General features: G+C 48.7%; 11 protein-coding genes. 4 read left to right on the plus strand and 7 right to left on the minus strand.

Features of this window, described 5'->3' with window-relative positions; all coding sequences use genetic code 11:
- Window positions 1-61: 61 nt before the first annotated feature.
- Both C1714_RS03550 and C1714_RS03555 read right to left on the minus strand, forming a co-directional pair.
- On the minus strand, window positions 62-1,102 hold the full coding sequence (locus tag C1714_RS03550; RefSeq protein WP_102341897.1) for a P-loop NTPase family protein: 1,041 nt from the start codon (window positions 1,100-1,102) through the stop codon (window positions 62-64).
- A 485-nt stretch (window positions 1,103-1,587) separates the two neighbouring features.
- Window positions 1,588-2,943, minus strand: a complete 1,356-nt coding sequence (locus C1714_RS03555; protein WP_102341898.1) for an MATE family efflux transporter — start codon at window positions 2,941-2,943, stop codon at window positions 1,588-1,590.
- A gap of 56 nt (window positions 2,944-2,999) precedes the next feature.
- Here C1714_RS03555 and C1714_RS03560 point away from each other — a divergent pair, with 56 nt between their 5' ends.
- A complete protein-coding gene (locus C1714_RS03560) occupies window positions 3,000-3,695 on the plus strand; it encodes a Crp/Fnr family transcriptional regulator (RefSeq protein WP_102341899.1) in 696 nt (231 codons plus the stop codon).
- Window positions 3,696-3,961: 266 nt separating this feature from the next.
- On the opposite strand, the gene C1714_RS03565 is transcribed toward C1714_RS03560, so the two are convergent.
- The 5 genes from C1714_RS03565 to C1714_RS03585 form a co-directional block, all read right to left on the minus strand.
- Window positions 3,962-4,291 (minus strand): type II toxin-antitoxin system RelE family toxin, encoded by a 330-nt coding sequence (locus C1714_RS03565; protein WP_102341900.1) that lies wholly within the window; start codon window positions 4,289-4,291, stop codon window positions 3,962-3,964.
- Window positions 4,288-4,611: a type II toxin-antitoxin system Phd/YefM family antitoxin gene (locus C1714_RS03570; RefSeq protein ID WP_102341901.1), complete on the minus strand. Its 324-nt coding sequence runs from the start codon at window positions 4,609-4,611 to the stop codon at window positions 4,288-4,290. The genes C1714_RS03565 and C1714_RS03570 overlap by 4 nt, the downstream gene beginning before the upstream one ends.
- Window positions 4,612-4,875: 264 nt before the next feature.
- A complete protein-coding gene (locus tag C1714_RS03575; protein WP_245305031.1) occupies window positions 4,876-6,660 on the minus strand; it encodes an IS1634 family transposase in 1,785 nt (594 codons plus the stop codon).
- A 317-nt stretch (window positions 6,661-6,977) separates the two neighbouring features.
- A complete protein-coding gene (locus tag C1714_RS03580) occupies window positions 6,978-7,307 on the minus strand; it encodes a type II toxin-antitoxin system RelE family toxin (protein ID WP_102341902.1) in 330 nt (109 codons plus the stop codon).
- Window positions 7,304-7,492 carry a hypothetical protein gene (locus C1714_RS03585; protein WP_102341903.1) on the minus strand — a complete coding sequence of 63 codons (189 nt, stop codon included), beginning with the start codon at window positions 7,490-7,492 and terminating at the stop codon, window positions 7,304-7,306. The genes C1714_RS03580 and C1714_RS03585 overlap by 4 nt, the downstream gene beginning before the upstream one ends.
- A gap of 347 nt (window positions 7,493-7,839) precedes the next feature.
- Here C1714_RS03585 and C1714_RS03595 point away from each other — a divergent pair, with 347 nt between their 5' ends.
- From C1714_RS03595 to C1714_RS03605, 3 genes are read left to right on the plus strand one after another with little or no spacing between them, the layout of a single operon-like run.
- On the plus strand, window positions 7,840-8,550 hold the full coding sequence (locus C1714_RS03595) for a hypothetical protein (RefSeq protein WP_135567877.1): 711 nt from the start codon (window positions 7,840-7,842) through the stop codon (window positions 8,548-8,550).
- A 56-nt stretch (window positions 8,551-8,606) separates the two neighbouring features.
- Window positions 8,607-9,758, plus strand: coding sequence for an exonuclease SbcCD subunit D (locus C1714_RS03600; protein WP_102341906.1), 1,152 nt, complete (start codon window positions 8,607-8,609; stop codon window positions 9,756-9,758).
- Window positions 9,755-12,973, plus strand: coding sequence for an AAA family ATPase (locus tag C1714_RS03605; protein ID WP_102341907.1), 3,219 nt, complete (start codon window positions 9,755-9,757; stop codon window positions 12,971-12,973). The genes C1714_RS03600 and C1714_RS03605 overlap by 4 nt, the downstream gene beginning before the upstream one ends.
- Window positions 12,974-12,981: the final 8 nt, after the last annotated feature.

The following is a 12,981-nucleotide window of genomic DNA, read 5'->3' on the forward strand; positions in this document are numbered from 1 at the left end:
CTTAAGAGCCCGTATTGTGAAAAACAACCAGCTAAGCTGATGGATACTTATTCATTGCTTACTATGCCGCAAAATTATCCAGCACGTATTCTCCAAAGAAAGGAAGGCAGAAACGTAAATATCCGCGCCGGCTGCCATCGACAATTCCTTTTCGGATCAGGCGGATACGATAAGGTGAAAACTCATTGCTGGTCATGTTGGCGGCAGCTCTGATTCCTTCGATATTTCCATCTTCTATCTTTGCAATTGCGACTACAAGCTTCCTGTCTTTTTCAGATAATTCCGCCCATATTTTTTCATAAGACCTTTCTTCGAGATACTGGCGATACTGTGGGATCAAATCTGAATAGTCGCCTTCCATATTCCATAACAAATAGCCAAGAACCTGAAAAGCGAAGGAATATCCCATCGTCAGCTTTGCCATTTCACGGGCGGTATCGGCCGGCAGATTAAGATTGCTTTGATAGTTTGAGGCAATTGCACCCAAATTCAACGGAGAAAGAGAGACGCGCGGCGCACGATAAAGAAATGTAAGACTTTTATGATTCTGCAAATCATAAATATTCTGATACAAGCCGGTCATTAGAAGAAATACCGGGAGCTTTTTCCGCAGCATCTGCTGAAAACAGGATGCGAAAGTTATCATCGCTTCTGTTTTTGTGACTTCGTCGATAGAGAATACAATCTTCTTTCCTTTCCTTGCCAGATTTTCGATCATTTTCTCCAGCGCTGTCTGGATGTCCGCAATCGGGACCGAAGAAGAAACCTCAAGGCCAAAACCGAAAAGGGAGAAGTTTAATTTCGCACTTTGAAAAACTCTGGCAAACTTGTCGTTGCTACAAAGAATTGCCGCTGCCTGGCGGATCATATCGGGCGAGTTGACATTCAGATCGACAATTACCCATCCTTTTCGCTTTTGAAGCTCATTGCAGAGGTCGGTCATGAACACGGTTTTCCCACTGCCTCTGACTCCTGTGATGAGGCAAACCTGCTGAGATGGTCTTTCCGCCAGAAAATCATTCAAAATCTCTTTTCCGTCCAAGGCTCTTGAAATACGTTCTTCCGGATCTTTCCCGAACGTCAATGTATACGGATTATTCATTTGAAACTCCTTTCTGATTTACTATTTCATTTTACTGTTATTATTTACTTTTTTGTATATTTTTTATTCTTCTGATTTACTGTTACGTTTTACTGTTTGATTATAGTTTACAGGCTTTTGCTAAAAATACAGGGACACGCTTTTCAACATATGCATGCATGCCTAGCGCGAATGATAAGCGTTGTGGATTTGAGATAAAGCTTGGCGCAAATCAGGTTGATAGCGCGGCCGATGGACTATTAAAAGTACAAAAGGAAATCCTCAAAGAAAGACGGGAAACCGGCCAAAATACTGTGTGTACTTTGCGGCTTGTCCAATGCCGCATACCGAAGACCGGATGGTGTATTTGTCGTTCCGTTGACGGCATTAAAGCCATGATAAGAAGAAAGGAGCGGAATCACCTGATATTCCGCTCTCAATTGAAGAATTCAAATCGATCAACCGGCTTATGGTGACCTTACAGACATTATTCCCCGGTACAGGGTTTAAGCGTCCTGGCTGCGCAGCTCATTCTCTTTCTGCATCGAAAATGGATGAAATAACACGATCAGAAGGATGGCGATCAACGCACTGACAATATCTGCCGCAGCCTGGCTCATCAATATGCCCTGATAGCCAAACAGCTTTGCACAGATCACCATCGCTGCCACATAGACAACACCCTGGCGGCTGATGGAAAGAATGAATGCCGGAATCACGTTTCCTGCCGCCTGAAACAGGACCGTCATCAAAATGACAATCGCCGCAAACACCGTGGAAACCGCCTGCCACCTTAACATAGTCGCTCCATTGATAATCATGTCCGGATCCTTTACAAAGACCCGCATCAGCCCCGGCGCATTCAGAAGGATCAGCGCCGTCAGCCCAAGTGACAGTACCGTAAGGAAAACCAGACAAAACCGGATCAGCTTCTTTAACTGCGCCGCATGGTTCGCACCAAAGAGATAGCCGAATAACGGTACGCCGCCAAAGGCAAATCCAACGATCATCAGCTGCGCAATCATATTGACCTTTAGAACGATTCCCATCGCCGCAATCCGATCGTTGCCATAGGGTAACAGGAACTGATTCGCAATCAGCACACAAAGACTCTGCATCAGGTTGCTTAACGCCGCCGTAATGCCTACGCCAAGAATCTGCTGCAGATCACTGCCGCTTACACGAGCATCGCCTGGATGAATGGAAAGCGACGTCTTTTTTCTCCGCAATATATAAAGGAAGTAAAGGACACTTGCCAGATAGCCGATCACCGTAGCAGCCGCCGCTCCGAAGGATCCCATATGAAACGAAGAAATCAGGATCGGATCCAGGATGATGTTAATGACAGATCCCAGAATGTTCCCGATCATTGATTCCGCCGCCATACCTTCACAGCGCACCAGATTGGAATGAATAAAGCTCAAAACAATAATCGGAGCCCCCGCCGCAAGAACCGCGTAATACGCATAGGCAAACTCCATCGTTTCATCATCCGCCCCGAGTAGCTGCAGAAGCGGCTGATGAAAGACCGTCATCATGATGGCAAGAATGGCACCGACAATAATCGCAGCATAAAAGCAGAAAGAACTGACATGCCGCACACCGTCTCTGTCCTGCTTTCCAAGCATGCGTGATACCAGCGAACTGCCTCCCTGCCCGAAGATATTGCCAAATGCCATCAATGCCGTAAACACCGGCGCACAAAGCGATACACCCGCAATCAACGCCGTATTACCGGTCTGGGCAATGAAGTAGGTGTCCGCAAGATTGTAGACAAGCGTCACCACCATACTCAAAACAACCGGGATCGAAAGCCGGAAATAGGTACGATAAAGGTGCTCCTCATCGAAAACAGAATCCATAAAAAAACCTCCGCAATCCACTATTGTATGAATTTCGCCGTACAATAATGTGACATATGGCACAAAGCAGCTACATCGCAGAGAACGAACAGCTGGAAACCTGCTACCAGCCCTATCAATCCCATTTTCGTAAGCGCCCCGCTTCCATGCGCCTGGTCCGCTTTCCGGAGGGAAAGCTGTTTCTCAGTCCCCTGAACCAGTTCTATATCATTGTTGAAGGATCCGTTTCCATCTATGACGTCTCCGAGAAGGGACAGATCAACTACATCTCTGTTTCCGGCCAGGGAACCCTGCTGGGGGATCTGGAATTCAGCGGCATCGCATCACAGCCGTTTTTCATCAAAGCCGCTGAACCCCTCGTGTGTTTGACGTTTCCATTTGATGAAAATGCTGATCTGCAGGAGGATCCCGCCTTTCTTCGGTTTGTGCTGAACCAGGTGGCCCGTAAACTGTCCCTTTCCGTATCCATGGGACCATTATCGAAGTCTTTGGAAGACAATGTTCTGTTCTATCTTCGCACGATCAGCCCCGATCATCGGATCGCTTCCGTCAATCAGGTTCTTCCGCAGCTTCATTGCAGCAGAAGGCAGCTGCAGCGCGTATTAAAAAAACTGTGTAACGAGAACATCATTGAGCGATGCGGCCGGGGCACCTATATATTGAAACCTCAGGCGAAGGAGGGTGATGAATTTGCGCAGAGCCATTCGACGCCGACTGTTTTCATACCAAAGCGTCGCCTGGCGAAGTTATGAAAAACCTGCCGATTCCTTCCGGTTTCGGCAGGTGGTACTTAGAGCCTGTGCTTTTGAGCTCTCTTTTGCGCAATTTCATAGACTTCTTNGTGTAACGAGAACATCATTGAGCGATGCGGCCGGGGCACCTATATATTGAAACCTCAGGCGAAGGAGGGTGATGAATTTGCGCAGAGCCATTCGACGCCGACTGTTTTCATACCAAAGCGTCGCCTGGCGAAGTTATGAAAAACCTGCCGATTCCTTCCGGTTTCGGCAGGTGGTACTTAGAGCCTGTGCTTTTGAGCTCTCTTTTGCGCAATTTCATAGACTTCTTCGTCTTCATGAAGCCCAATAACTACCATAAGCATTTGAGATTCTGTTCGGATAAGGCTGTAAACCACACGGATTCCATCATTTTTCAGCTTGATCTTAAACAAACCGGTAAGGTTAATAGCACGCTTATGGCCGAGAGGCTTGCCGTAACCGCCTTCGCTTTGCGGAAGGGGATTCTGACATACCTTTTCGATCGCTTTCATTACACGAAGGATCTGCTGCCTTGAAAGCTGTTGAAAATCCTTTTCAGTTTCGGGAAGATAGAAAACGCTCCAACTCATTCAAATTCAGCCTCATCAAAGGAATCAAGATCCTGGGCAGTAATATTCATGCGTTTAGCCATATCCTTCTGGCTGATCAGCGTGTTTGGATTGTAGTTCGCCATTCGCTCAACAGCCAACGTAAGGAGACGGTAATCGTTAAGCTCATCCTGGATTTCTACATATTCAGCAGGTGAAACAATCACTGCCTCGGCTGAATTATTCTTGATTACAACTTTGGGACCGTTTTTTTTTACGTCGCTGAAGATTTTCCCTGCAAACCCCCGATTGAACTGTGAGATCGGAACAATATTTTCGATAGCACTAAGTACGGATGACATAAAAAGTAGCTCCTTTCACAACGGTAGAATTTCACATCAATATAAAAAATGATGTATTTATCAGTAAATTAATTGATAAGTTGGCAATACGGTTGAAGCAAAGCAGTGTGTTGTCGAACATAATCGACGACTATAGGGATATTGCCCCATAATCAGCCGCCTGCTATAATCCTGAATTTGACAGTTGAAGGGATTAAAAAAGTGCCAAAAATGCGATTGTTAAGGGCATTTCTGGCATTTTTTCTTATGTATCGATTATGCGTGTTAAACCTGTTTCTGCTTCGTTTGATGAATAATTTCTCGGATTTTATTTTTCTTCATGATTTCGTAATCCGTATAGAATCCAAAAGCTTCATGAAGGTCGTCGGTGATATCTGTTCTTGTGTAGGCTGGCTGGTATCCGATTCCTTCAACTGCCAGCAGCTTCATAGCGCGCAGCGTGCTTAAAATCTCGCATGTTGTGTATTTCTCGTTGAGCTTTTTCTCCAGAACACGGTATACAAGCAGGGCCAGATAGCAGATCAAAAAGTGGGCCTTGATGCGGTCTTCTCTTGATACGTGTACGGGTCTTGATTTGAAATCTGTTTTCATGATGCGGAACGATTCTTCGATTTCCCATCTGCCTTCGCTGACAGAAAGAATATCTTTTACCGGATCGTCAACCAGGTTGGTGCAGACGGCATAAAAACCGTCATACACCGCCTCGGCATCGACCTTGTCTTCATCCAGAGACAGAATCGTTTGGCTTGCAACTTCACCATCTTTGGTGACCGATTGTTTTTGGATGAATCTTGCGGGATCATTTGGGTTTCGCTTTCCTCTTTTCTTGACGCCGTCTTCAATCATTTTCTTCGCCCGTTCAACCTGTTTGTCACGAATTGATTTCTGGTAGAGGGCATACTTAGGCGAATAGGTGACGATCATCAGTTGACCCGGAACTTTTTTCGTCCCATAGGGTTCTTCTTTGTAATACAGCTCTCCTGTATAAGATTCCGGATCGTTAATGATGTCTTCGATGTTATGGACATCTGCGCCGTCCGACAGGCGTTTCCAGTTTTGACTGTTCATGGCGGATTCCCGCTCGTCTTTCTTCAGCTTTTTAAGTGATTGAGTGACGATAAAGGCGCGGCCATGAATATCGTTGAACTGGCGGTTGGCTTCGCTGCCAAGCCCTCCATCGGTGCAGATGACGAACTTATCGAAATTGCAGCTGCGGATAATCTTTTGTTCTAAAGGCTGTAAAGAAGGCTGTTCATTGGCTGAACCATTAAAGATTGACATTGCCATCGGAATGCCGTCAGCGTCCATCAACAGGCCCATCTGAACAATCGGATTCGGCCTGTTTTCTTTCCCCTTACCGTATTCTCTGAAACTGTCACCCTCTTCGATTTCAAAGAAGAAGTTAGTGCAGTCGTAGTAAAGAATGTGCTTGTTTCGATGAACGACAAAGTTACTGGATTTATAGACATCCGCCATGATGTAATCCATCTCTTCAGCCAGCACGGAGAGAGCGCGATAAACATCATGAGGCTCATATTTCGGAGCTTCAAGAAGTGATTGGCAATACTTGTAGGAAGCCTGTTTACTGCACGGCTGGAGTATGCGCGCATATATCAGATCCGAAAGGATTGCATTCAGATCGTATTGAAACTTGTGACGATTCCGGATCGTGCGGCAGGTGTTATCCAGACGCAGTGAATAGTAAAGAGTCTGCAGGAAAAGATAGCCAGAGCCAAAGAGACGGTCCGCACCTTTTTCAATGCGGAGATCAGGATGATAATCTACGGAGATCTTTTCGTTCTCCGCTTTTTCTTCCTCCGTCATCTTTTTTGCTTTATCTTTTGCCCAGGCAATGACTTCATCTCTGGACAGATTCATCTGTGCCATAAGCTCAGACATTTTCCCAAGTTTGGCGACAGTTTTGGTGGTTCTCTTTTTACCGTTGGGATTCGAACCGGCTTTTCTGCCACGGACATCACCGAGGTAGAAATCCTTCTGGATATAAACGGTTTCGGAAGGGGTATTGGCATTCAGTACAGCAACTCTCATAGATAGCTCCTAAACAATTATATCATAATACGATGTGTAACGATATATAAAAACACAAATTTTGACACAAAAAAGTCAAAAAAAGAGCGCCGTTAAGCGCTGATTTGAAATCAATCATTTTTTGGAACTGTCAAACTCCCGTGTAACGAGAACATCATTGAGCGATGCGGCCGGGGCACCTATATATTGAAACCTCAGGCGAAGGAGGGTGATGAATTTGCGCAGAGCCATTCGACGCCGACTGTTTTCATACCAAAGCGTCGCCTGGCGAAGTTATGAAAAACCTGCCGATTCCTTCCGGTTTCGGCAGGTGGTACTTAGAGCCTGTGCTTTTGAGCTCTCTTTTGCGCAATTTCATAGACTTCTTCGTCTTCATGAAGCTCAATAACTACCATAAGCATTTGAGATTCTGTTCGGATAAGGCTGTAAACCACACGGATTCCATCATTTTTCAGCTTGATCTTAAACAAACCGGTAAGGTTAATACCACGCTTATGGCCGAGAGGCTTGCCGTAACCGCCTTCGCTTTGCGGAAGGGGATTCTGACATACCTTTTCGATCGCTTTCATTACACGAAGGATCTGCTGCCTTGAAAGCTGTTGAAAATCCTTTTCAGTTTCGGGAAGATAGAAAACGCTCCAACTCATTCAAATTCAGCCTCATCAAAGGAATCAAGATCCTGGGCAGTAATATTCATGCGTTTAGCCATATCCTTCTGGCTGATCAGCGTGTTCGGATTGTAGTTCGCCATTCGCTCAACAGCCAACGTAAGGAGACGGTAATCGTTAAGCTCATCCTGGATTTCTACATATTCAGCAGGTGAAACAATCACTGCCTCGGCTGAATTATTCTTGATTACAACTTTGGGACCGTGTTTTTTTTACGTCGCTAAAGATTTTCCCTGCAAGCCCCCGATTGAACTGGGAGATCGAAACAATATTATCGATAGCATTAAGTACGGATGACATAAAACCAGCTCCTTTCACAACGGTAGAATTTCACATCAATATAAAAAATGATGTATTTATCAGTAAATTAATTGATAAGTTGGCAATACGGTTGAAGCAAAGCGGTGTGTTGTCGAACATAATCGACAAAGTACTGGCATTTCTGTCGACTATGATCGACAACTCTTCGCCGGTTGCCCCATAATCAGCCGCCTGCTATAATCGGGAACGTATGAATCACCGCAAATCAAGGAACATTGTGACAGTCTTAGGCGTATGTGCAGCTGTATTGTTCGGCAGCGGCTTTACCTATGCGGACGATGATCCAACGATGCGCACCGGCAACGATCTGGATCTTTCAACGCTCCATAATTATCAGCGTCAATACTTGTCACAATCGATCGGCGCCTGCTCCTCTTCTTCAACGAAGACCTATGAGAGCTATGCGCTGATTACACATCCTGATTCCAATCAGTACAAATACATTCACGAACATATGACCATCGATTCCAAAACCGGTCTTCTCTACAACGAAGACGGCTTCATCGGTGCGGCGCTCGGCTCCAGCTTCGGAGACATCGGTTCCGAATATTACTTTATTCTGGACAGCGGAGTCATTCTTCCGATCGTGAAAGTTGACTCCAAGGGCGGTGCCGTCAACGGCTGCTCCATGACCAGCGACTCGAGCGTCATCGAGTTTGTGATCGATACGGATATAGCCATGAACTATTTCGGATCCACCAACGGCTACGCATCCAACGGCAACTTCAATAACTGCATCGATCTTGCCGGATCCATCGCTGACGTCGAAAAAGTCTCCGACGAAAAACTCGAAGACGGCGTCATCTATGAGGAACATGTCCAGGATACATTCTTCGCCCTGGATCTGGCCCAGATCGGTGTACCATCGGTCGAGGAAACGTTCCTGATGAATAATCACTAAGGACCTGGGCTCAGGTCCTTTTTCAGCTTTGATTATCCTGGACTGGGAGGGACAGTATGAAGTTTTTTCATTTATCCGATCTCCATATCGGACTAAAGCTTATCAATTACGATCTGAGTGAAGATCAGAAATATGTCTTCGATCAGATCACAGCCTATGCCTGCAAAGAGCAGCCCGATGCCATCCTCATCGCCGGCGACATCTATGATAAAGCCGTCCCTTCCGCAGAGGCGGTCGAGCTTTTTGACAGCTTCGTATCCGCTCTGAATGAAGCTGCACCGCATGCGGAAATCATGATGATTTCCGGCAACCACGACTCCGGCCCCCGCGTCAACGTCTTTCGCTCCATCCTTCAGCGCCAGCACGTCCACATGATCGGCTTGCCCCCGACGAAGCCGGAAGAGCACATCGAAAAGATCACCCTTAACGACAGCTACGGCCCCGTCAACTTCTACCTTCTACCGTTTGTAAAACCATCGATGATCAAAGCCATTACCAGCAGCGAAGATGATGATTCGCCCCTGTCCTACAACGAGGCGGTTCACCGCCTGGCTGCCCGTGAAAATATCAATGAGTCCGAGCGCAACATCCTTGTCAGCCACCAGTTCTATCTGCCTTCCGGAGCCGACCCCGCCAGCGTCGAGCGCATGGATTCCGAAGTACTCACCGTCGGCAATATCGATGTAATCAACGCTGACGTCCTGCAGAAGTTTGATTATGCGGCTCTTGGCCATATTCATAAGCCCATGCGCGTCGGCAGCGAATTCTACCGCTACTGCGGAACACCGATGCCCTACTCCGTCAGCGAAGCTGGCCAGGACAAGGGCGTCATCGAAGTGACGATGAACGAAAAGGGAAATGTCTCCGTCTCGGTACTTCCTTTGACGCCGCTCCATGCCATCCGAAAGATTGAAGGAACACTCGACGAAGTGCTTGCCCAGGCAACCGACGACTACGCATACATCACCCTGACCGACGACTCGAACAATCGTCAGACGCAGGACCGCATCGACTACGCCTTTCCCCGCTGCCTGAAACTGAACTGGAACAACATCCGTACCAATAATGTTGTGTTTACGGGATCCGATCCCTCGTCGCTTTCGCCCTATGAATTCTGTCTCCGGTTTCTCAACGATCTCAATGATGATGAAAAGAGGATTCTCGAAAGCGCCGTCAACGCAGTAAAGGAAGAAGGTGAAGATCAATGAAGCCGCTCAAGCTTGTGATGCAGGCGTTTGAATCCTATGGCGCCAGAACCGAAATCGACTTTACCAAAGTCAATCAGAACCTGTTTCTGATCGCCGGCGAAACCGGTGCCGGCAAGACGACGATCTTCAATGCCATCACCTTCGCCCTCTATGGACAGACCGACTCGGCCCGGAATAAGACCCGCGGCATCGAGCTGCAGAGCCAGTGCGTCGATCACAGCGTCCTTCCCTATGTCGAACTGACCTTCGAGGAACATCTCAACGGAAAACCGGCGACCTATATCGTCCGCCGCTCCCCCGCCCACTATGAGCCCTCGAAGCGCAAAGGATCACCGGAACAGCTGAAAAACGAGAAGGTGACGCTCACGATGCCTGACGGTTCCGACTATCCTGAAAAGGAAGCCAACCGGAAGATCATTGAAATCATCGGCCTCGACAAGGATCAGTTCATGCAGGTGGCGATGATTGCCCAGGGCGAATTTGTCGACCTCGTACGCACCGATTCGAAAAACCGCAAGCAGATCTTCCGCAGCATCTTTCATACCGATATTTATCCAAGAATCGTCATCGAACTCAAAAACCGCGCCGACGCAAAGCGCGAAGATCTGAAGACGATTCGCGCCGAATGCGTCAGCCAGATCCAGCAGATCACGGTCCCCGACGATGAGCCCGACAAAGATGCGCTCCTCCAGCTGGTAAGTGACATCTCCTCCTCAGCAGCGCTGAACCCCGATCAGATCAATGCCCTCATGGACCTTCTGCAGCAGCTGATCCAGCATCTGAAAGAAGATGAGACCGGACTTCTCGAAAACCGGAACAGAGCTTCGCAGCAGCGCGACCTTGCCCGCGACGCCTATCAGGCTGCCCGTTCTCTTCAATCGGCCTATAACCAGCTCGAAAATGCTGTCAACCAGCTTCAGCAATTAGATTCCATGAAAGCATCCATCGAAGCGGACCGCCGTCTCATCGATGCCATCAATGATGCCTACGAAATCGAAGGCAGCTACGCCAGTTACTGTGACGCCGCCAGAACACTTGAGACGACTGAAAACTCCCTGAAGGCGCAGCAGAACCTTCTGCCCACCTACCGCCGCCGCGTTGAGTCACTGAACATCAAACGCCAGCAGACGCAGAAAGCCTACCGTGACCAGCAGGCAGCCTATGCCAAGGTGGAGGAACGTGTCCAGAAGGCCTATGAAGTGTTTCAGAACATTGCGGCCGCCGATCAGGAAGTACGCAAAACTTCCGATGCTTTAAACACGGCCAGAACAAACTGCGACGCCGCAAAAAATGCCCAGGCCGCCTTTGAAACCACCATCCGCCAATGGCAGAGCGACCAGCAGAGACTGCTGGGATCCGATGTAAAACTCGAAGAATGCCGCTCCAGATATTCGCTGTATCAACAGCTCAATAATAACGAACAGGATCTGAAGGCGATCGAATCCAGTATTGCCGCACAGAATGCCAAAGTACAGAAGGCAAAGTTGGAATTCCACTCCGCCAATGAGGCCTACGCAAAAGCGAAGGCCGACTATGACGAGAAAAATGATATCTTCCTGCATGAACAGGCCGGCTTTCTGGCCCGCACACTGGTTGAGGGTAAGCCGTGTCCCGTCTGCGGATCCACATCCCATCCCCGTCCCGCCATGGTTGCGATCGAACATTCCAGCCTGACCCGGGAGGTCATTGACCGTCTTGCCAAAAAGGCGGCCGATGCCAATCAGGTACAGACCGCGGCATCCGAGACAGCCGGCAAGGAGGCCGCAACATTAGCCTCCCTCAAACAGGATCATGAAGTTCGAACAAACCGCCTCAAGGACGCGGTCAATGAATTGATTTCCGTCATGGTAGAAGGCGGAATGCCCGCTGTACCTGTCGATCCTGTCCACATGGACGATACGTTGCAGAAGATCGAAATTATCCTCAAAGAGCGTGGCCTGCAGCTGCGGGCCGACACGGCTCAGCTGGCAGATGTACAGAAAAAGCTGGCAACGGCTGACGTACAGCGGCAGAAACTCGAAGCTGAAGCAGCGCAGGCGGTTGAACAGCTCAACGCCGCAACTGTCGCTGCCAACATCGCTCTCGAAAAACGCAAAGGTCTGCAGAATCAAACCTCCTACGCATCAAAGGCCGATGCCGAACAGGAGCTGGCGGAATCTTTAAGCATCCTTCAGGCTGCGGAGCACGATGACAAACGCACCGAACAGGATCTAAGCAGTGCCAGGACACAGGCCGATCAGTGCCAGGCGACGATTGTACAACTGCGTGACGTTCAACTGCCTGCCCAGCGTCAGACCACCGGCACAAGAAAAGAAGCCTATGAAGCTGCCTGCCGCGATAAGGCAATGGACGAAGCGAAGTGGAAGTCCGTTGTCGAGCAGCACAGGAAAAATGAGGTACGCACCCTGCAGGAAGCGATAGAACAGTACCAGAGCCAAAGAGGCAAGTATGAAGGCATGAAGGCGACTGCCGTCGAAACGATTGCCGGCAGGGAAAAGCCGGATGTCGGAATATTGCAGAACACAATGGCTGCGGCAGAAGAACAGCTGAAATCCGCCGATACCGCCTACAGCCGGTGCCAGCAGATGTGCATGGTGGATGAAAGGATTTATGAGGCACTGTCGCCGAAGATGGCACAGCACATTGATCTGGCCCGTCAGTTTGCGGAGATAGACGGCCTTTACCGCCGCCTGTCCGGCAATCAGTCGGGTGCCCATATGGATATCGAAACCTTTGTGCAGCGCCAGTATCTGCAGTCGATTCTCAATGCGGCAAACCAGCGCTTCCGCCAGATGAGCTCCAACGAATTTGAACTGCGCATGATCGACGACGAGCACGCCGGCGAAGGGCGTACGAACCAGGGGCTCGACCTCATGGTGTATTCCTATGCCACCTCCGAAACCCGACGCGTCGAAACACTGTCCGGCGGCGAGACATTCATGGCCGCTCTTTCTCTTGCCCTGGGCATGGCGGATCAGATTCAGGCCACCTCCGGCAGTATTCATTTGGACATGATGTTCATCGATGAAGGCTTCGGCTCCCTTGACGACCATTCCCGCGACAATGCGATCGACGTCCTCAAGAAGATGGCCGGCGGCTCCAAGCTCATCGGCATCATTTCCCATGTTTCGGAACTTCAGCAGCAGATCGAGGATCAGCTCGTCGTTACCCGTGACGTCCATACCGGTTCCCATGCAAGGTGGATCATCAGCTGATCTTCTCA

It is taken from the genome of Galactobacillus timonensis (assembly GCF_900240265.1).
GTDB lineage: Bacteria > Bacillota_I > Bacilli_A > Erysipelotrichales > Erysipelotrichaceae > Bulleidia > Bulleidia timonensis.

Bases quoted from the DNA above. Each gene is read 5' to 3' on its own strand.
- C1714_RS03550 (WP_102341897.1), bottom strand. From the start codon at position 1,102: ATGAATAATCCGTATACATTGACGTTCGGGAAAGATCCGGAAGAACGT.
- C1714_RS03555 (WP_102341898.1), bottom strand. From the start codon at position 2,943: ATGGATTCTGTTTTCGATGAGGAGCACCTTTATCGTACCTATTTCCGG.
- C1714_RS03560 (WP_102341899.1), top strand. From the start codon at position 3,000: ATGGCACAAAGCAGCTACATCGCAGAGAACGAACAGCTGGAAACCTGC.
- C1714_RS03565 (WP_102341900.1), bottom strand. From the start codon at position 4,291: ATGAGTTGGAGCGTTTTCTATCTTCCCGAAACTGAAAAGGATTTTCAA.
- C1714_RS03570 (WP_102341901.1), bottom strand. From the start codon at position 4,611: ATGTCATCCGTACTTAGTGCTATCGAAAATATTGTTCCGATCTCACAG.
- C1714_RS03575 (WP_245305031.1), bottom strand. From the start codon at position 6,660: ATGAGAGTTGCTGTACTGAATGCCAATACCCCTTCCGAAACCGTTTAT.
- C1714_RS03580 (WP_102341902.1), bottom strand. From the start codon at position 7,307: ATGAGTTGGAGCGTTTTCTATCTTCCCGAAACTGAAAAGGATTTTCAA.
- C1714_RS03595 (WP_135567877.1), top strand. From the start codon at position 7,840: ATGAATCACCGCAAATCAAGGAACATTGTGACAGTCTTAGGCGTATGT.
- C1714_RS03600 (WP_102341906.1), top strand. From the start codon at position 8,607: ATGAAGTTTTTTCATTTATCCGATCTCCATATCGGACTAAAGCTTATC.
- C1714_RS03605 (WP_102341907.1), top strand. From the start codon at position 9,755: ATGAAGCCGCTCAAGCTTGTGATGCAGGCGTTTGAATCCTATGGCGCC.